This is a genomic window from Peribacillus cavernae (genome assembly GCF_003989135.1).
Lineage (GTDB): Bacteria > Bacillota > Bacilli > Bacillales > DSM-1321 > Peribacillus > Peribacillus cavernae.
On sequence record NZ_RYZZ01000007.1, the window covers coordinates 286,833 to 305,449 of the forward strand.

At 41.5% G+C, this 18,617-nt stretch carries 18 protein-coding genes and 2 riboswitches; of the genes, 10 read left to right on the forward strand and 8 right to left on the reverse strand.

All coding sequences use genetic code 11. The features are described from left to right. Nucleotides 1-1,014, forward strand: a complete 1,014-nt coding sequence (locus ELQ35_RS07505) for an ABC transporter ATP-binding protein (protein ID WP_126864207.1) — start codon at nt 1-3, stop codon at nt 1,012-1,014. Nucleotides 1,015-1,028: 14 nt separating this feature from the next. After that, nucleotides 1,029-1,823, forward strand: a complete 795-nt coding sequence (locus tag ELQ35_RS07510; RefSeq protein WP_126864208.1) for a serine hydrolase — start codon at nt 1,029-1,031, stop codon at nt 1,821-1,823. A gap of 245 nt (nt 1,824-2,068) precedes the next feature. Here ELQ35_RS07510 and ELQ35_RS07515 read toward each other — a convergent pair whose 3' ends face one another. Beyond that, nucleotides 2,069-3,301 (reverse strand): aminopeptidase, encoded by a 1,233-nt coding sequence (locus tag ELQ35_RS07515; RefSeq protein ID WP_126864209.1) that lies wholly within the window; start codon nt 3,299-3,301, stop codon nt 2,069-2,071. A 301-nt stretch (nt 3,302-3,602) separates the two neighbouring features. Here ELQ35_RS07515 and ELQ35_RS07520 point away from each other — a divergent pair, with 301 nt between their 5' ends. Next, nucleotides 3,603-3,911 (forward strand): hypothetical protein, encoded by a 309-nt coding sequence (locus tag ELQ35_RS07520; protein WP_126864210.1) that lies wholly within the window; start codon nt 3,603-3,605, stop codon nt 3,909-3,911. Nucleotides 3,912-3,957: 46 nt separating this feature from the next. Here the strand turns inward: ELQ35_RS07520 and ELQ35_RS07525 are convergent, their stop codons facing one another. From ELQ35_RS07525 to ELQ35_RS07545, 4 genes are all read right to left on the reverse strand, one after another. Then, nucleotides 3,958-4,521, reverse strand: coding sequence for an FAD-dependent oxidoreductase (locus ELQ35_RS07525; protein WP_126864211.1), 564 nt, complete (start codon nt 4,519-4,521; stop codon nt 3,958-3,960). Between the two features lie 735 nt (nt 4,522-5,256). Beyond that, nucleotides 5,257-6,255 (reverse strand): HAAS signaling domain-containing protein, encoded by a 999-nt coding sequence (locus ELQ35_RS07535; protein ID WP_126864212.1) that lies wholly within the window; start codon nt 6,253-6,255, stop codon nt 5,257-5,259. Continuing rightward, nucleotides 6,242-6,589, reverse strand: a complete 348-nt coding sequence (locus ELQ35_RS07540) for a PadR family transcriptional regulator (RefSeq protein WP_126864213.1) — start codon at nt 6,587-6,589, stop codon at nt 6,242-6,244. The genes ELQ35_RS07535 and ELQ35_RS07540 overlap by 14 nt, the downstream gene beginning before the upstream one ends. A 687-nt stretch (nt 6,590-7,276) precedes the next feature. Next, nucleotides 7,277-8,764: an aldehyde dehydrogenase family protein gene (locus ELQ35_RS07545; protein WP_126864214.1), complete on the reverse strand. Its 1,488-nt coding sequence runs from the start codon at nt 8,762-8,764 to the stop codon at nt 7,277-7,279. Between the two features lie 265 nt (nt 8,765-9,029). Between ELQ35_RS07545 and helD the strand changes: the two genes are divergently transcribed. Together helD and ELQ35_RS07555 are read left to right on the forward strand one after the other, a co-directional pair. Continuing rightward, complete coding sequence (gene helD, locus ELQ35_RS07550; protein WP_126864215.1) at nt 9,030-11,381, forward strand: RNA polymerase recycling motor HelD; 2,352 nt, start codon at nt 9,030-9,032, stop codon at nt 11,379-11,381. A 59-nt stretch (nt 11,382-11,440) separates the two neighbouring features. Then, on the forward strand, nt 11,441-12,652 hold the full coding sequence (locus ELQ35_RS07555) for an MFS transporter (protein WP_126864216.1): 1,212 nt from the start codon (nt 11,441-11,443) through the stop codon (nt 12,650-12,652). Nucleotides 12,653-12,767: 115 nt separating this feature from the next. Here the strand turns inward: ELQ35_RS07555 and thiW are convergent, their stop codons facing one another. Together thiW and tenA are read right to left on the reverse strand one after the other, a co-directional pair. Then, nucleotides 12,768-13,277, reverse strand: coding sequence for an energy coupling factor transporter S component ThiW (thiW, locus tag ELQ35_RS07560; protein ID WP_126864217.1), 510 nt, complete (start codon nt 13,275-13,277; stop codon nt 12,768-12,770). 17 nt (nt 13,278-13,294) lie between these two features. Then, nucleotides 13,295-13,981 carry a thiaminase II gene (gene tenA / locus ELQ35_RS07565; protein WP_126864218.1) on the reverse strand — a complete coding sequence of 229 codons (687 nt, stop codon included), beginning with the start codon at nt 13,979-13,981 and terminating at the stop codon, nt 13,295-13,297. A gap of 85 nt (nt 13,982-14,066) precedes the next feature. Beyond that, a riboswitch (TPP riboswitch) is annotated at nt 14,067-14,166 on the reverse strand. A 66-nt stretch (nt 14,167-14,232) separates the two neighbouring features. After that, nucleotides 14,233-14,338: riboswitch (TPP riboswitch) on the reverse strand. 298 nt (nt 14,339-14,636) lie between these two features. On the opposite strand from tenA, the gene ELQ35_RS07570 reads away from it, so the two are divergent. Further along, nucleotides 14,637-14,807, forward strand: coding sequence for an aspartyl-phosphate phosphatase Spo0E family protein (locus ELQ35_RS07570; protein ID WP_126864219.1), 171 nt, complete (start codon nt 14,637-14,639; stop codon nt 14,805-14,807). Nucleotides 14,808-14,907: 100 nt separating this feature from the next. On the opposite strand, the gene ELQ35_RS07575 is transcribed toward ELQ35_RS07570, so the two are convergent. After that, a complete protein-coding gene (locus tag ELQ35_RS07575; protein ID WP_185861696.1) occupies nt 14,908-15,408 on the reverse strand; it encodes a GNAT family N-acetyltransferase in 501 nt (166 codons plus the stop codon). 167 nt (nt 15,409-15,575) lie between these two features. Here ELQ35_RS07575 and ELQ35_RS07580 point away from each other — a divergent pair, with 167 nt between their 5' ends. From ELQ35_RS07580 to ELQ35_RS07595, 4 genes are all read left to right on the forward strand, one after another. After that, complete coding sequence (locus ELQ35_RS07580) at nt 15,576-16,280, forward strand: DUF459 domain-containing protein (protein WP_126864220.1); 705 nt, start codon at nt 15,576-15,578, stop codon at nt 16,278-16,280. 124 nt (nt 16,281-16,404) lie between these two features. After that, nucleotides 16,405-16,890 carry a DinB family protein gene (locus tag ELQ35_RS07585; RefSeq protein ID WP_126864221.1) on the forward strand — a complete coding sequence of 162 codons (486 nt, stop codon included), beginning with the start codon at nt 16,405-16,407 and terminating at the stop codon, nt 16,888-16,890. Between the two features lie 113 nt (nt 16,891-17,003). Further along, on the forward strand, nt 17,004-17,549 hold the full coding sequence (locus ELQ35_RS07590) for a M15 family metallopeptidase (RefSeq protein ID WP_126864222.1): 546 nt from the start codon (nt 17,004-17,006) through the stop codon (nt 17,547-17,549). A gap of 225 nt (nt 17,550-17,774) precedes the next feature. Beyond that, entirely contained in the window at nt 17,775-18,287 is a 513-nt protein-coding gene (locus ELQ35_RS07595; RefSeq protein WP_126864223.1) for an acyl-CoA thioesterase, read from the forward strand. The last annotated feature ends 330 nt before the right edge of the window (nt 18,288-18,617 follow it).

Sequence of the window (18,617 nt, forward strand, 5' to 3'; positions counted from 1 at the left end):
ATGGAAAAGGAAGCTCTATTAGAAGTCAATGATTTGAAGAAGCATTTTCCTCTTGGCAAAAATGAAACTCTTAAAGCAATGGATGGGATTTCTTTTCACATATACAAAGGTGAAACATTTGGTATTGTAGGTGAATCCGGTTGTGGAAAGTCCACTGCAGGCCGGACGATTATTGGCTTATATGACCAAAGCGGCGGAGAGGTCATTTATAACGGTCTAAACGTCCATGAGATGAATCCGAAAGAGAAATTTGACTATCACCGCAGCATGCAGATGATTTTCCAGGATCCGTATGCCTCATTAAACCCGCGTTCGACAGTCCGCGAAATCATTTCGGAACCGATGGAAGTACATCGGTTATATCCGAATAAACAGGAAAGACTTGAGCGGGTTTATCAATTGTTGGAGGATGTAGGTTTAAACCGTGATCATGCGAACAGATATCCACATGAATTCTCAGGGGGACAGAGGCAGCGGATCGGAATTGCCCGTGCGCTTGCATTAAATCCAGACTTTATCATTGCTGATGAGCCGATTTCCGCGCTTGATGTATCTGTACAGGCCCAGGTCGTCAACCTATTAAAACGACTGCAAAAGGAAAAAGGGCTGACATATCTATTCATCGCCCACGACCTTTCAATGGTAAAACAAATCAGCGATCGTATCGCAGTTATGTATTTGGGCCATATCGTCGAGCTGACGGCAAGCAAGAGTCTATATAAAAATCCGCTCCATCCATATACACAAGCGTTATTATCAGCGATTCCCATTCCTGACCCGGATGTAGAGGACCGGCGCGAGCGCATCATCTTGAAAGGTGAGCTGCCAAGCCCAATAAACCCGCCAAGCGGCTGCGTATTCAGAACCAGATGCCCATATGCGATGGAGGCATGCGCTATCTATAAACCGAAATGGCAGGAAGTTGAAGAAAGTCACTTCGTTGCCTGCCATCTGTATAATAAAAAGCTGACGGGTGACCATGGAGTTCTCTCAAGGCTTGCAGTATCCAAATAGAAGGGAAGAATGAGATGAAATGGATTGCTTTAAATGACTCGATAAAACAGTTGCTTGAGCCGTTTGACGGCAGGATTGCTTTTAAGATTGAAATGGATGATCAAATGATCGAACAGAAAAGCGAAGACATTTTTCCGTCTGCCAGCCTCATCAAGATTCCTATTTTAATAGAAACCTTTCGCCAGAGTGAAGAAAGACAAATCTATTTAAACCAGCCTGTTACGATACCGCTGCAAGAAAGGGTAGGCGGATCAGGGGTGATCCATGCTATGTCGGACAAGGTATTTATGACGATTGAAGACATTTTGACATTAATGATCGTTGTGTCGGATAATACGGCGACTAACCTATTGATCAGCCTGCTCGGACAGGATCAGATTAACGGATGTCTGAAGGAATTAGGTATGGATAAAACGGTGCTGAATCGGAAAATGATGGACTCTAAGGCAATTGAAGAAGGCAGGGACAATTACACCACCGCAGCCGATGTGCTTGCCTCTCTAAAAGCGATCAATGAAGGAACACTTTTAACGGCAGAAAGCAAACAACGAATATTGACCATCATGAAAAAGCAGCAGTTTACCGACAAACTTCCGGCAAGAATGGACCTTGAGAAGGTTTCTGTAGCAAACAAAACAGGAAGTCTGCCGGGTGTTACCCATGATTGTGCAATCATTACATACGGGGAAAAAACGGCTTATGCTGCCGTGCTGACAGATGGACTCTCCTCAGAGGAAGAAGGCCGGCAAATGATTGCTAAAATCGGAGAACTAGTTTATGAATATATAACGGAGCAGCAGAATAGATAAACTGGGAAGTATTAAATAAAGGCTAAAATTATATAGAAAAACAGACACTAAAACGATAAAAGAGACGCCATAACAGAAAAACAGACGACAAAACTTTAACCAAAATAGGAACTGGTTATTTCAACTCATATAGTTACTTCCTGGAAGTAACTATACCAACAAAACAGACCAACCCGTTATTGCGGTTTGGTCTGTTAATTTTTTATCAATTTCTAAACAGCTCCCTACGGAGATGCAGTCAAGCATTAAAACGCCCAATCCCCTTTACGGAAGACAGGTTCAGCACTTCCATCTTCTGTGATGCCGTCGATATCCATTTCAGCGGAACCGATCATGAAATCAACGTGGGTAAGGCTTTCGTTTAGCCCGTTTTTGGCCAGTTCTTCAGACGACATTTTTTTGCCGCCTTCAATGCAGAAGGCGTAGGAGCTGCCGATCGCCAAATGATTAGAAGCATTTTCATCAAACAATGTGTTAAAGAATAAGACATTCGATTGTGAAATAGGTGAGTTAAACGGAACGAGGGCAACTTCGCCAAGATAATGGGAGCCTTCGTCGGTATCGACCAACTGTTTTAAAATGGCTTCGCCTTCCTCTGCCTTCACATTGACAATTCGGCCTTCTTCAAAGTTTATCGAAAAACGGTCGATGATATTGCCGCCATAGCTAAGCGGCTTAGTGCTGGAAACTGTTCCGTTTACTCCGGTTTTCAAAGGCACCGTGAACACTTCTTCTGTAGGCATGTTTGCCATGAATTCATGTCCTTTTTCGTTGATGCTGCCAGCCCCGACCCATAGATGTTTTTGTGGAAGCTCAATGGTCAAGTCGGTTCCTGGCGCTTTATAATGAAGTTTTTTATAGCGTTTGTCATTTAAGTAGTCCACTTTTTCATGAAGCGTTTCGTCGTGCTGTTTCCAAGCTGTAACCGGATTTTCCAAGTCTGTTCGCGTCGCTTTAAAAATGGCATCCCACAGTTTATGTACTCTTTCCTCTTGAGGCGTATCAGGGAATACCATATCGGCCCATGCTTGGGATGGAACAGCAACAATGGTCCAGCTGACCTTATCTGACTGGATGTACTTACGATATTGCTTAAGGGCAGTTCCAGCAGCCTTTTGGAAGTTGGCGATCCGTTCAGGATTTATACCTTTGAGAAGGTCGGGGCTGGATGAGATAACGGACATGAAAGCAGCACCGTTTTCAGCTAACTCAATTATTTCCTTGGCACGATGTTCTGGGTATTCCGTAAAGGCTTCATCTGGAGCCAATTCGTATTTTGTACGGTTGACGGTGTCATCAGTCCAGTTAACGATCACATTGCGGGCTCCGATTTCATAAGCTTTTCTGGTAATTAGCCTGACAAGCTCAGCGCCCTCCAAAGTAGTATTAACAACAAGCGTTTGCCCTTCTTGGATATTCACTCCAACCTTTACAGCAAGCTCGGCATACTTTTCTAAATTTGCTTGAAAGTTACTCATAAAATCAATCTCCTTTGCCAGAATCTTCATATATATTGTAGCGATTGTGCAGGGAAAAAGATAGGCTTTAGCCTTTAGGCTGCAAATCCAACATGTGAAATTGAAAACGCTATAAATTTGATACTGCATTAATGCTTGGTCCTTTATACCATCTGCAATCAGAAAATGACCGTATTCAAGCGGTTGAGGAATTGCATAGAGTAACAAAAAAAGATGGAATCGTTTTTGTCGCCTTCATGTCCCGGACCAGGCATATTCTATCTTCACTTATTTCCCGGAAGCATGGAGGCCGAATAATTCCATGGACGCAATTAGCCAGTTTTCAAAGTCAGGGATTTTTAATCATGCTGAAAAAGGCCGATTTACGGGAGCTTATTATTTTAATATAGAGGACATACGTCCATTTATGGAGTCAAAAGGATTTGAAAATTTAGAATTGATAGGGTCAAATGTAGGCGCCATTCTAACAAATGAGAAGTGGGATTATTGGCGGGATCGTGGAGAAATAGAACTATCGAAAGTCAAAAAGCTAATTCTTGAACACGCAGCAGACCCTTCTATACTTGGAATCTCTTCGCACTTGCTGTATATCGGAAAGAAAAAAGGATAATTCAGGGGAAAACGGAGGGCAGATTGTTGCTCTCCGTCTGCATACTTTATTTTTTCAAAATATCATGATCAACATAGCGTTCGCCATTCAGTTCGCTGATAATATTGATGGCTACTTTTGCTCCGTCTCCTGCGGTGATGATTGTATGCATACTGACACCGGCACAGGTTCCGGCAGCCCAGATACCTTCAATATTCGTTTTACCTGCAGCATCGCAGTTAATGATTGTCTTGATTCTTGGTTCTGTACCTGGTTTGGTATTGACGCCGGCTTTTTCGGCTAAGTCAGCTAACATGCCTGTCGCTAGAATAATATGCTTTGCTTCAAATTCACCATTTTCCGTTTCAATTTTGAAGCCTTCATTTGCCTTTTCGAAATTGACCGTTTTGGTTTGTACCAGCTCAGCTCCAAACTTTTTGGCCTGTTTCTTTCCGGTTTCGACGAGATCGACGCCAGTGATTTCTTCCACCCCGTAATGGTTTTCAATCCATGCTCTCTTTGTGACGCTTTGATCACTGTCCAACAGTAAAATCTTTTTCCCGGCCTTTGCAGCAAAAAGTGCTGCACTTCCGCCGGCTGGTCCAGCTCCAATTATCGCGATATCATACATTTGAAAAATCCTCCTTTTTTGAATTTTCTATCTCATTTTATCAGAGTAGAAGGGAAGTTCACTACTGATAAGACCTGATAAACAAAAAACTAGAAATTCTTTATCGGAGATTTTTGGATCTTCTAGAAAAAAACACGAGATCAATCCATTAATTAATTTTGAGTTCAGGGAAATGTGGGAGGCAGGAACGTATTTGGTTTTAAGAATAAGGATATGAAAGTGACAGAACTTCCTGCTTATCATACATTAAGCCTTACACCTCCAAACTTCGCAGAAATGGGGTTTACTTGGGTGGATGACTCCTCCCTCATTGTTTCAAGAGTCCATGAAAGTGAGTGGTCTAATGACCCTTTAAAGCGGCAAATGGGCAAACCTAACAAAAAATAACGAACCCTCCAAAAAATAAAGGAGATTATCAGCAGGCTTTTCTGCCTTCGATAAACAGAATTTTGTTGCTTTGAAATAAAGTTTGATCAAAAATACCTCGTAAACCCAAATTTTAAATAAAAAGAATCCATTTTGAAAAAAGATTGCTCAAAATGGATTCTTCTCCAGCAGATTTAAGTTTGGTTTTTATAAAAAAGTTTGATCATTTTCTACCTGTATTCCCTCCACAATTGCGCCCTTTTCTTGAATAACTAATATGATTTAATTAGATGGTATTGTGGAAGATCAAAGACTGTTAATACCGGTGCGTACTTATTTAACATCCCCCCACTTTAATAAACATAAGAATTAACGGATTCTAGCCTTACGAAATCCATCGAACACATTGAATGCCGCGGATAAAATAAATATGATTATTATGCTTCCAACTATCCATGTATTAAATTGCATAGCTGTTATGTTAAATAAACCACTCATATACGTAATAAATTCTTGATGCATTAAATTCGGATTGCTTAATATGACAATGAATACAGTGGTTGAGACAAGCTCGAGAGCAGTATTAAAGATTGCCATTTTTTTCGTCCATTGCCCTTTGATTAATTTGTAGAGAGCTAATCCAAGTTCGAGTGCGATGATAACGAGAACGATTGGCCAATAACGTAGTAAAACTTCCTGATTTAAAGCTGGAATCACAAATTCAAGTCCATCTCCTCTACTTTCATATACACCTACAAGGTGATTCGCATAAAAATAAAGAGTTGCCCAAATCGCTGTCCACATTAAACTTCCAAATACTTCACACTTTCTAATTGCTTTTTTCTTAGGAATATAAGGGATGTTTTTCAAATCATCAGCTGTCCATTTTTTAAAACTTGCTGATAATGGATGCTGATCTTTTCCTTTATCTGCTCGTTCTATAATGACGAAAACGAGTGTTACCCAGAAAAAGACTTGAATACCAACTTCAATTATTTTCCATATTCCTTTACCCATAATGGTGAGAACAATATTAATAACAGCCCCGTCTTCCCCAAAACTAATAAAATATTCGGCAATCATCGAGATCAATGCAATGACACCAGCAATTGGTAAAATCATTTTCAATAACGAGACATATACATCAAAGTAGCGCGGTCCAATTAGGTGCATTGGTTGATCTCGATATCCACTAGCTAACGCTGCTGGATTCCCTAATTTTTCAAGAACTACATTTACATCTTTCTCACTGTAATCATCAGGCAGCATATCCTCAATGGTTGACCGTAACTCGAGTGCAATATCCTCACGATTTTTTTCAGGCAGCCTGCGAGTGACTTCTTGTATATAAACCTCAATCAAATTCATCTTCCTTCTCCCCTTTTAATAAACCATAAAGTTCTTTCGAATTTTTAATCCATTCTTTTTTTAACTGCAAAAAGATTTCTAGACCGTATTCACTTAAAACATAATACTTACGGGGCCTGCTCTCAGATGTATCCCAACTGCTTGTTACTAACTCCTGTTTTTCTAAACGACGAAGCAATGGATATAAGGTGCTTTGATCAATGTTAATGCCGGATTCCTCCAATAACTGAACAAGTGAATATCCATATTGGGGTGTTCGTAATTGACTTAAAACGGCTAATGTCAGCGTTCCTCTCCTAAGCTCTGTCGTTAATGAATTCAGTAAAGTACTCATTCACCCACCTCAATTTCATATACTATATGACATACACTATATGGTTTATACTATGTGTAATACACTATTATGGTTACAATAACAATTGAAATTAAATACCCGTTTTAAGAAATAAAAAGAAAATTAGTTAGAAAAGTACATAAAAACAATGTTTATATTCCTACGTTTTTTCCCTGTCATTTCATTATTTTGGTTTATTTTATCAAAAGTCTATATTTCTTTTTCTTTGTTCCGTTAAGCTGCACCTGGGGTAAAGTCAAGAAACCGAATTTACAACGTTAAGAAAATCCAAATATAAAAAAGCCAAATTTCTAGGTGTTGTAAGAAAGAAATTTGGCTTTGGTTACTACATAAAATGGCCCGATTGCGGAACAAAAAAATCCTGCATATCATTACAGGACTTTTGATCAAACTTTTTTATAAATTATCGAACTTCTTTACAAATTATCAAACTTTATTTTAAATCAACAAATTTCTAGGTTAAGAAAATCTGAAACGGAGGATGCAGGTGATTTATGGATGGTTAAAGCAAATGGCAGCGATGCGGAAGTATGGATTCGTAATGTTGGTGGATATTCTTTTTTTCCATCAAAGTAATAAAGTTCATTAAAAAATAGGGTGTTACATTAGTCGCAATGTAACACCCTATTGCTGTTCATTCTAAACACAGTCGGAATTGTTTACTGATTATTTATCAAGATTTACCCAAACGCTCTTCACTTCGGTATAGTTGTTTAATGCGTAGGATCCCATTTCGCGGCCGATACCGGAAGATTTGTAGCCGCCGAATGGAGAGGCTGCGTCGAAGGCATTATAGCAGTTTACCCAGACTGTACCGGCACGGAGTTTGCTTGCAACATAGTGGGCATTGGAGATATCGCGTGTCCACAACCCGGCTGCAAGGCCGTATTCGCTTTGGTTAGCACGGTCGATGACCTCATCGAGATCATCGAACGGCATGGCCGCGATAACCGGTCCGAAAATTTCTTCGCGGGCAATCGCCATTTCATCCTTGACGGCTGCGAAAATGGTAGGCGATACAAAATAGCCATCATCCTGCGGCTTATCTCCGCCTACAAGCACTTCGGCACCTTCATTTCTTCCTTTTTCAATATAGCCGAGAACGCGGTCCTGCTGCTCCTGAGAAACAAGCGGCCCAATTTGTGTTTCGGGATTGAGTCCGGCACCCTGTTTAATATCTTTGGCATGAGAGACCATGTCCGCGACGACATTATCATAATGCTTCTTTTGGATGAAAACGCGTGAACCAGCACAGCAAACCTGCCCCTGGTTGAACATTACACCGTTAAGAGCGCCGGGGATCGCTTTTGAGAAGTCGGCATCAGGCAGGATGATATTCGGCGATTTGCCGCCCAGTTCAAGGGTAACCCGCTTTAAAGAATCCGCTGCTGTTCTCATGATATGCTTTCCAACTTCTGTAGAGCCAGTAAAGGCAATTTTATCAACTAGAGGGTGGTTGATAAGCGCTCCCCCTGCTGTTTCACCGAAACCAGGAACGATATTGACTACCCCTTTCGGGAATCCTGCTTCTTCGATTAATTCCGCTAAGTATAGGACAGACATTGGCGTTTGCTCTGCCGGCTTCAGGATAACCGTACAGCCGCTAGCAAGTGCTGCACCGATCTTCCACATTGCCATAAGCAGCGGGAAATTCCAAGGGATGATCTGGCCGACGACACCAACAGCTTCATGTCTTGTATAGTTAAAATAATTACCGCTTACCGGAATCGTTTGGCCAACGATTTTTGTGGACCAGCCGGCATAGTATCTCATATGTTCAATCGCCAGAGGAATATCCGCATTGGTTGTTTCGCCAATCGGTTTTCCATTATCCAACGTTTCTAACTGTGCTAATTCTTCTTTATTCGCTTCCATTAAATCAGCGAGCTTGTACATCAGCCGGCTTCTTGAGGCAGCGCTCATTCTCGACCATGGGCCTTCATCAAAAGCTTTCCGTGCCGCTTTTACGGCTAAGTCGATGTCCGCCTGATCGGCTTCATATACTTCAGCTAAAGTTTCGCCGGTGGCCGGGTTCGGAGTTTTAAAGGTTTTTCCTGAGGCACTTTCGATAAATTCCCCATTAATGTAAAGCTTTTTGGGTCCCTGTAAAAATTGCTGTAACTTTTTGCTGATTTCCAGTGTAAGATTTGTCATGAATACCCTCCTTGAGTTTTGGTAATGGTATTTGTGCAAACCATGATGCATGCATGAAGGAGTGCAACCATGTTCACTCCCATAAACTATCATATCCAAAATAATTAAAATTTTCAATTAACAACTACCAACTTTCAATTGACAAAACCCGACAATATCATCCAGAAAACAACAGAGGAATCTGTTGCGAAGAATGGAATAAAAGAAGATAGAAAAAAATATTGTACCTGGAATAAATAAAGCCGCACAAAAAAGGAGAGTTTACATGGGCAATTGGGAAAAAGAAATCGCCACCGAACAAAACCGAGCCAATGAAGTTGCTGCCAAGATAACAAAAGCAGCAGCTGCTATCCAACAGGTGATTGGTAACGCAAATACAGATATCAAATCGATAAGGAAGCATTTTTGGGACGATGTTACTGTAAATCTCGATAATGCAGATGAAATCGGAGAAACATATACAAGCATTAAGCAACAATCGGAGCTCTTGAACGAAAGAGAACGACGGCAAAACCATTCCTTCAATCGGATTCAGCTTCTCAAACGGCTAAACAACTCTCCTTATTTCGGCAGGATTGATTTTATCGAACATGGCGAAAGTGAAACAGAAAAAATATATATCGGAATCTGTTCCTTTTATGACGAGGAAACAGAGTCATTTTTGGTCTACGATTGGCGGGCTCCGATTTCGAGTGTCTATTACGATTATCCACTTGGGCCAGCGGCGTATGAAGCGCCTTATGGAAAAATCTCCGGGACGCTTGAATTGAAACGCCAGTACATCATCCGCAACGGGGAAATTACAAGTGTATTCGATACAGGGGTGACGATCGGCGATGAACTACTGCAGGAGGTACTGGGCGGTCAGGCCGACTCCCAGATGAAAAGCATAGTCGCTACTATTCAAAAAGAACAGAATCTCATCATCCGGAATGACAAAAGCCGTCTGCTGATTGTACAGGGAGCAGCGGGAAGCGGGAAAACATCAGCTGCCCTCCAGCGTGTTGCTTACCTTTTATATCGTTATCGTGTAAAGCTTACGGCAGATAACATTCTGCTTTTTTCTCCTAATCCGTTGTTTAACAGCTATGTTGCAAACGTCCTGCCAGAACTTGGAGAAGAAAATATGCAACAGACCACCTTCCAGCAATACTTGCTGCAAATGCTTGGCCGCGAATTTGATGTGGAAGATGCCTTTATACAAATGGAATATGTATTGACTGCAGTAGGTCAACCGGGATATGATACTCGATTAAACGGTATTTCCTTCAAATCCTCGCTGGAATTCATGGAAATGATCGAAGGATATCTGGAAGAATTAATGAAAAGCGGAATGATCTTTACAGATATCAAGTTTCTTGGCAGGGTGCTGATTTCTTCCCAAAGCATCTATGACTATTTTTACGGGCTGGGAGCTACACGGCCGATTTCGAATCGAATGAAGCTCGTTTCCGAATGGCTTCGGAAAGAACTGAGGCGGTATGAAAGACAAGAGGTGAAAAAATCATGGGTCGAGGAAGAAATGCAATACCTTGATAAAGAAGATTATTTAAAGAGTTATCAAAAGGTGAGCAATGAAAAGCGCATGAAAGAGGATACGTTCGATGATATCGAGCGGGAACAGGAAGTGCTGGCTGCTTTTATTGTAAAAAGACGATTCCGGCCGCTTTATAAAAAAGTGAAAGAGTTTGCCTTCCTGGATGCAGCCGAGTTATATCGAAGGTTGTTTGAGAAAGAGGCATCAGCAGCCGATTGGAAAAAAATCTGCCATGAGACAATTGCAAATCTCGATGATGGAGAGCTGTTGTATGAAGATGCCGCCCCTTTCTTGTTTTTTAAAGAACAAGTAGAGGGATTTAAGACAAACACGCTAATCCGCCATGTATTTATCGATGAGGCACAGGATTATTCCCCGTTCCAGTTTGCCTTTATCAAAAAAATATTTCCGAGAAGCAAATTGACGGTGCTCGGCGATTCCAACCAAACGATTTTTGCACAAGGAAATGAAGTTGGCTTGGAGGTCGTGGCATCACTGTTTATGGAAGAGGAAACAGAAAAGATTACATTAACAAGAAGTTACCGTTCTACGCTGCAAATTGTGGAGTTTACTCGGAAGATGATTGAAGGAGGGGATGAGATTGAGCCTTTCAACCGGAAAGGAAATAAGCCTGTCGTTTTACAAGTAAATGATGAGCAAGATACCGCTGACTGTATTGCAGAAACAATCAAAGGATTGCAAGCGCAAGGACACCATACCATTGCAATCATTTGCAAGACAGCATCCGAAAGCAGAGAAGCTTATCTGGAATTAAAGGAGCGGCTGTCATTGAAGCTGATTGGGACCGGGAAGACAGATTATGAAGCAGGAATCGTTGTCATTCCATCATACCTGGCGAAGGGCATCGAATTTGATGCCGTCGTTATTTATGACGGTTCAAAAAAAAGCTATGGTTTAGAAAGTGAGCGGAGGTTGTTCTACACAGTTTGTACACGTGCGATGCATGAACTCTATATATGTTCAAAGGGGGAGATCAGCCCATTCGTGGCAGAAACCCCGGCAAATTTGTATGAGCAAAGAACATGGAAGGAAAGTTTTCATAGTAGAAAATCAAAATAATAGGTAAAATAGGTAAGAATTGATTATCTTATCGGTAGATATGCTTCATGGAGGTTTATATGGGAAACAAAAATAAGACAGTCTCGGAACGCAAACTGCTTAGCATTGCCGGAATGGGCTGGATGTTTGATGCAATGGATGTCGGAATGCTATCTTTTATTGTCGTTGCATTGCAGACAGAGTGGAATCTTTCATCCGAAGAGATAGGGTGGATTGGAAGTATCAATTCCATTGGGATGGCAGTCGGTGCCTTTTTGTTCGGAATTCTTGCCGACCGGATCGGAAGGAAATCCGTTTTCATGATTACGCTTCTCTTGTTTTCAATTGGCAGTGGGATCTCTGCAATGGTTACCTCCCTTGGAGTGTTTTTACTGTTGCGATTCCTGATCGGGATGGGCCTCGGCGGAGAGCTTCCGGTTGCTTCAACGCTTGTATCCGAAAGTGTCGCGGCTGAAAAACGGGGAAGGGTGGTTGTGCTGTTAGAAAGCTTTTGGGCAGGCGGCTGGTTAATAGCTGCATTGATTTCTTATTATATTATTCCGCAATTTGGCTGGCGGATCGCTCTTATCCTAAGTGCATTGCCTGCTTTATACGCCCTTTATTTGCGGTTGAGTCTTCCGGATTCGCCCAAATACGTTTCACAGCAAAAACAAAAAAGACCCACGATATGGCAAAACATTAAAAGTGTTTGGGCAAAAGATCATTTACGGCAGACCATCACGCTTTGGATCCTCTGGTTTTGTGTTGTCTTTTCCTACTACGGCATGTTTTTATGGCTGCCCAGTGTGATGATTTTGAAGGGTTTCAGCATGATTAAGAGTTTTCAATATGTATTGATTATGACACTTGCACAGCTTCCCGGTTATTTTACCGCAGCCTGGTTTATTGAAAAAATGGGCCGAAAGTTCGTACTGGTAACTTATTTAATCGGGACAGCGGTCAGCGCTTATTTCTTTGGGTCGGCTGAAGAATTGTCTTTGTTAATTGCTTCAGGCATTTTCCTATCTTTCTTCAATCTTGGTGCATGGGGCGCGTTATATGCCTATACACCGGAGCAGTACCCGACTTCGATCAGGGGAACGGGAGCTGGGATGGCTGCTGCGGTCGGGCGTGTAGGCGGAGTTCTCGGACCGCTCCTAGTCGGCTATATGGTCGCACAAAAGTCATCGATTACGACTATTTTTACGATTTTCACCATTTCTGTCCTGATTGGTGCGATTGTTGTTGGAATCTTCGGTAAAGAGACGAAAAATACCGAGCTTGCCGAGTAAGTAGATCAAAAGGCTGTCTCATCTGTTAAAGATAACTGATGGGACAGTCTTTTCTTTTGCGGAAAGATTTATGGAACGAAATTCAGGATTTTAAAATCAGATAGATGATTGGTGATTAGAGCCTGCGATTGCCATATATTTTTCCCTCCAAATAGCTGTTTTTCAAAAAAATCTTTAACAATACAAACGCAATGGTCGCTCCCGTAAATGAGCTTAGTGTGAAAGCAGGCAGGAAGCCGAGTAACGCTACCTTTTCTCCTAAAAACAAGATGGCTATTGGATAACATGCCAATGCTCCAATAACGCCCGTACCGACAACTTCCCCGAGGCAGGCAAACGTAATTCTTTTTGTTTTTTTATAAAGCCAGGCGGCAAGAAGAGCGCCAATCATGCTTCCCGGAAAGGCAAAAACCGACCCGGTTCCTGCCAGATTTCGCAGCAGTGAAACGATAAATGCCTGGGCGAGGGCATAAGCCGGCCCGAGCATAACAGCTGTAAGTACATTGGCTAAATGTTGTATTGGGAAAATTTTAGCAACCCCCGCAGGTATAAAAATGAATGAACTAGTAAGTGCAGTCAACGCGGTAATCATTGCCGTTAACGAAAGCTTTCTAATATTGTTCAAATGATCATCTCCTTTGGTCAAATGGGCCAGCTATCCTGGCGGTACATGCTTTCCCAGAATAAAAATTCCAAGCGGGAAGTCGTTAAAAAGTGCTTTTCAAGCCTGGAAAGCTCTCCTTCTGGAAGCCCCTTCGTTAGGTTATCCATTAGTTCGATCAGCCATTGGGACATGGAAATGAACTCATTCGAAGAATACATATGTATCCATTTTTCATAGCGGTTTGAAAGAATTGTGTCGCCATTTTGAGCTTTTAAAAGCAGGCCGATCTCCCGGTAATCCCAGGCGCATGGGAGCAAGCAGGCCACGAGATCAGTGAGTGTTCCGCTGTAAGCTGCGTTCAGCATATACCCCGTATAAGCTAGATTGATAGGGGATGGGACAGTAAGCTCAAGTTCTTTCCGGGAAATGCCAAACTCTGCAGCATATTGGCGATGAAGTTCCATCTCGAAGTGGACCGTTTCATGAAGGTTTTGCGAGAATTTCGCCATTGTATCCAAAGTGTTGGCTTTTGCCGCTCCCATAGCAAACAAGCGGGCATATTCAATCAAATATACATAGTCCTGCTTCATATAAAAGATAAAAATATCCTCGGGGAGGGTACCGTTCCCGATTCCCTGGACAAACGGGTGAAGATGGTTTTTTTCCCAAATGGGTGCGGCTGATTGGAATACCCTTTCTGTAAAGCTTTTCGTTTTTGAATTCATATTGCTGCCTCCTTATTAATAAATATATGGTAAAAAAAGCCGCTTTCCATTGAGGAAGCGGCTTTGGTAACGAAACAAAAGATGCCTTCGTATTAGCCTGCTTCCCTACGCTGGTATAAACCAGATCAGGTGCGAAGGGTTTTAATCATCGATTTCTCAGCCATACGGCTCCCCCAGCAGTTAAACTATTAAATTACAAAAGAAATCCCGCTTCTGGATACAAAGAAAGCGGGGTGAGATGAACAATGTTATGATTCAATCTGCCACTTCCCTCCGTCGGCACGACCCGGTTCAGGTTCAAAGGGTTTAGAACATTGTTCACTCTCAGCCTCTCCAAAGGCTCCCCCAGCGCTACATCAATATGTAATTATCTCGATCATAACACGCCGTGCAGAAAAATCAACTGCTTTTTAAATGATGGTACAAAATGTGTTTGTACAGGGATAATCTATAGTATAGTGGAAATTCGATAGTTCGTTTTTGAGGTATCTAAGGAAACAATAACGCCAATTTTTCGATACTTTCTTGCAATTTGATTACAAAAACCTTAAATTTTGAAGATCTCCATTTTTTATAGGCAAAAGGGCTTGTTTATAAGGAATAGTTCCTTTAATATACTTTGTAAATAAATAGTAAAAAAGAGAGGTTTGGGAATATGATAGCTACTAAATCCAGGCAGGGTGCTATTGAAAAAAAGCGGCAAGAAATGATAGATCTCGCAGATGCTTTTGGATATACGAACCCAGATACAATTAAGGCAAGCCAGGAATTAGATAAACTTATGAACGCTATAGTCCTTGATAGGCGATCTTTTCGCTTTTCTTAAAAAAGCGATTTCCGAATTCATGGATGACTTTTGCAGAAAACAGCTGTCCCGTATGGTAGCGGGACAGCTGTTTTATTGTTTTATTATGGCTGTGAAAATCTCAAACTCGCTTTCCGAGTATAGCCAGGTCTCTTTCAATGCCGTCCAGTTCTGCCACCCGGGGAAGATGAGCCCATTCTTCAAAACTTGACTTTGAGAATAGCTTTATGCTTGGTGTATTGTGTGCAAAGATAAATCCGAGGAGCGTTTTTATCCCTAATCCCGGGCTTAGCTGTGTTGCCTTTTCCAGGGCCCAGCGTCCGATTCCTTTTCCCCTGAATTGTCCATCGATATAAATGCTTATTTCAGCGGTCGCTTGATAGGCGGGTCGCCCATAAAAGGATTGAAAGCTTATCCAGCCGCAAATTTCATTGCCAGATATGATGACATATAGCGGCCGGGTTTTGCGGTTATGTTCATGGAACCATGTCAAACGGCTTTCCACTGTTACCGGCTCACTGTCTGCTGTTACCATTCTTGATGGGATGGTTGAATTATAAATGGCAACAATTTTCGGCAATACTTCAAGAGTTGCCTCTTTTAAGATGAGATTTTCCTGCATGATGAAACTCCTCACAAATCATTCTTTTGATCGTAAGAACATCATACAACGATTCCCGGTCCTTGGCTATACGAATTCAGTATTTGCCAGTGTTGGTTACTCATCTGCCGAAATCGGGTAGAAGTATGAGATAAAACCATCTTAGACTGCATGCAAAGGGAGCTATTATGAAGAAATTATCGATTGGATTAATTACTTTTATTATCACTTCGTTGATCTGGTTTTCTTTTTATACCAAAAGCAAGAGTGATGACCCTGTTATCATGGCATTTGGCGATTCCCTGACGTACGGTTATGGTGATACACAGGGAGAGGGCTATGTGGATGGCGTAGAGGAAGAGCTGAATAATTCTGGCAGCAGTAAACGATTCAGAATCTGGAATTATGGGATTATAGGGCAGGAAACGGACGGTGTTCTGGAACAGTTGGACGATATCCGTATAAAAAGCAAACTCGATGAAGCCGATTACTTTATCCTTTTTATCGGGACTAATGATTTAATAAACAGCAATGGCGGAGATTTACAACCGCTGAATGAGAAAAAAATCAACGATGCAAAACCAGAATATAAACAGCACATAACAAAAATTTTGAGCATCCTTAAGAAAGAGAATAAAGAGGCTCCGATCATCGTGCTTGGTTTGTATAATCCCTATCAAAACCAGAAACACATTGAAAAACAAATAGATGAATGGGATCAGACGATCATTAAAACGGTGAGAAATGATAGGAGAATTACATACATTCCGACCAATGATCTTTTTAAAAACAAAAAGAAGCAAAAATATTTTAGCGATTCTCTTCATCCAAACGAGCAGGGGTATCAGTTAATTACTTCACGAATTCTAGACAGGTACCAATTTAAGAGATAAGACTATTTTTTAATAAGAAAATGAAAAGAGTTATTCATTAGAATGCTGAGAAAAAAACAGCTATACTTTTGAGGAAAGCATTTTGGTATACTATAAAACGATTCGTAAGGTGGGGATATGAAAGATGAACGAAAATCAAAAAATCCGGGAAGAACTGTTGAAAAGTGTCGAAGATTTATCTGACCGGCAGTTAAATGAAAAAGTAGAAGCAGGAAGCTGGACGATTATGCAGGTTTTGGACCACCTTTATTTAATGGAAATGACGATTTCAAAAAGCATTGCCGGTGAACTTGCAAATGAAAAAAGTGAAGCGGCTCCATTAAAACCGATCCATTTAACGGTTAACAGATCCACCAAAGTAGCTGCACCTTCTTTTGTCAAACCATCAGACGATTTTATTTCCCTTGCAGAAATGAAGGGAAAGCTCAGTGAATCCAGAAAAACGCTGATCCGTGTCACTGAAGGTGCATCCGAACAAGCTTTAGAACAAAAGTCTTTTCCACATCCCATATTCGGGCCGCTGAGCTTAAAACAATGGACCCCTTTTGTCGGGTATCACGAAAAAAGGCATATGGCACAAATTGAAGAATTGAAGGGGAAACTAAGTTAAAACCCTATTTGTAAATGGCCCCAATAGAGTGGCGGGTTCATTTTGAAAATATATTGCCAAATGTAAATAATTAAAGAAATGTTAAGTAAACTACCTTTAGAGAGTTGAATACAGTGTTCGCTAAATATATAAGGATATTGATTGGGTTATTTTTGATTATAGTGTTGCCTGGATGGCTGATTTATTATTATTTTGTGCCGCCCGACCCTGATGAACTGGAACTGCCGGACGGTCTCCATCCTCTTGTCGTAGAAAAAAGGGATATACTGATCGGCAGGGCCGGTGAAGCCGGAATTCCAATCCTTATTACGGATGGATACAGAACGATAGAAGATCAAAATCAACTCTATGAGCGGGGAAGGTCACAGCCTGGAAAAATTGTAACATATGCCAGGGGCGGGGAATCACTCCACAATTTCGGGCTTGCGATTGACTTTGCCTTGCTGAACAAAAAAGGAAATGCCATATGGGATATGCAATATGACGGCAATCGAAATGGCAAGAGAGATTGGGCTGAAGTTGTGACAATGGCAAAGCAAGAAGGCTTTCAATGGGGAGGAGACTTTAAGGGCAGTTTTAAAGATTACCCGCATCTGGAAATGGGTTTTGGGCTAAGTCTGAGAGAACTGCAGCGTGGTGAAAAGCCTCCCCTTCCTTAATGAAATCTGACTATTGACTCACAAGGTGAAAAATGTGCTGCTGTAGAGACATCTTAAATCTTGAACTGATTTTGGATACAGAATGAAGCGATACATATTTTGTTTTACTGGCTGAACCAGTAGATAAAAAACACTGAAGTTTGGAAGCGGCAGCTTTGCCTAACCCCCTATTTTTGTTATAAAGTGTAGAAGTGAAGAATTTATAGTCGAAGGAGTTCAGTATCGATGGAAGAAACAAAACACAACAGGGATTCACTTGTCATCAAAACAAGTATTGTCCTTCCCCCTGATACGAATAATCTTGGAACGATGTTTGGCGGGAAATTGATGGCGTATATTGATGATGTGGCTGCCATATCAGCGATGCGCCACTCTAGAACAAATTCGGTCACTGCTTCAATGGATTCAGTGGATTTCCTCCATCCGATTTATGAAGGAAATTCCGTTTGTCTGGAGGGGTTTGTTACTTATACAGGACGTACATCCATGGAGGTTATGGTAAGAGTAATTGCCGAGGATCTGCTGACAGGTGAACGAAATATTTGCGCGATCTCATTTTTAACCTTTGTTGCTATCGATGGTAATGGAAAACCGACACCGGTTCCTAAGCTGGTCCCGCAAACTGATATGCAGAAAAACCTGTTTGAAACCGGCAAGCATAGAGCGGAAATCCGTAAGAAAAGAAGAAAAGATACTGAATTAATTGCAAGCACGTTTGGTGCTGATCTGCCTTGGTAATAAGAAAAGCGCAAGCGCCTTGGTCAGCCCCGACCAGCATAAGCCAAGCATCTGTATGGGGAGCGGTTTTCTCCCCATCAGATGATTGGCTTATGACCTCGAGGCCGACTAAGATCGCCACGTCCTTATGTCTTCGTCGGCACTAGCACGTCCTGTGCGTCGGGGCTAGGCTGCTTGCGCTAGACACCAGTACACATTAAAAAAGTTATCCTTTCTTTTTTTAAAATGAAAAGGTGTCCTGCAATCTGCATGGACACCTTTCTTATTAGTCATCTCTTGATAGTATTCCAAAGAAGCGCAGAATATTAATGAACAGGTTGATAAAATCAA

Coding starts and splice junctions, on each gene's coding strand:
- ELQ35_RS07555 (WP_126864216.1), top strand. CDS start 11,441: ATGGGAAACAAAAATAAGACAGTCTCGGAACGCAAACTGCTTAGCATT.
- ELQ35_RS07510 (WP_126864208.1), top strand. CDS start 1,029: ATGAAATGGATTGCTTTAAATGACTCGATAAAACAGTTGCTTGAGCCG.
- ELQ35_RS07540 (WP_126864213.1), bottom strand. CDS start 6,589: ATGAGTACTTTACTGAATTCATTAACGACAGAGCTTAGGAGAGGAACG.
- ELQ35_RS07575 (WP_185861696.1), bottom strand. CDS start 15,408: ATGCAGGAAAATCTCATCTTAAAAGAGGCAACTCTTGAAGTATTGCCG.
- ELQ35_RS07545 (WP_126864214.1), bottom strand. CDS start 8,764: ATGACAAATCTTACACTGGAAATCAGCAAAAAGTTACAGCAATTTTTA.
- ELQ35_RS07505 (WP_126864207.1), top strand. CDS start 1: ATGGAAAAGGAAGCTCTATTAGAAGTCAATGATTTGAAGAAGCATTTT.
- ELQ35_RS07525 (WP_126864211.1), bottom strand. CDS start 4,521: ATGTATGATATCGCGATAATTGGAGCTGGACCAGCCGGCGGAAGTGCA.
- ELQ35_RS07585 (WP_126864221.1), top strand. CDS start 16,405: ATGAACGAAAATCAAAAAATCCGGGAAGAACTGTTGAAAAGTGTCGAA.
- ELQ35_RS07515 (WP_126864209.1), bottom strand. CDS start 3,301: ATGAGTAACTTTCAAGCAAATTTAGAAAAGTATGCCGAGCTTGCTGTA.
- ELQ35_RS07595 (WP_126864223.1), top strand. CDS start 17,775: ATGGAAGAAACAAAACACAACAGGGATTCACTTGTCATCAAAACAAGT.
- ELQ35_RS07535 (WP_126864212.1), bottom strand. CDS start 6,255: ATGAATTTGATTGAGGTTTATATACAAGAAGTCACTCGCAGGCTGCCT.
- ELQ35_RS07580 (WP_126864220.1), top strand. CDS start 15,576: ATGAAGAAATTATCGATTGGATTAATTACTTTTATTATCACTTCGTTG.
- tenA (WP_126864218.1), bottom strand. CDS start 13,981: ATGAATTCAAAAACGAAAAGCTTTACAGAAAGGGTATTCCAATCAGCC.
- helD (WP_126864215.1), top strand. CDS start 9,030: ATGGGCAATTGGGAAAAAGAAATCGCCACCGAACAAAACCGAGCCAAT.
- ELQ35_RS07520 (WP_126864210.1), top strand. CDS start 3,603: ATGGACGCAATTAGCCAGTTTTCAAAGTCAGGGATTTTTAATCATGCT.
- ELQ35_RS07570 (WP_126864219.1), top strand. CDS start 14,637: ATGATAGCTACTAAATCCAGGCAGGGTGCTATTGAAAAAAAGCGGCAA.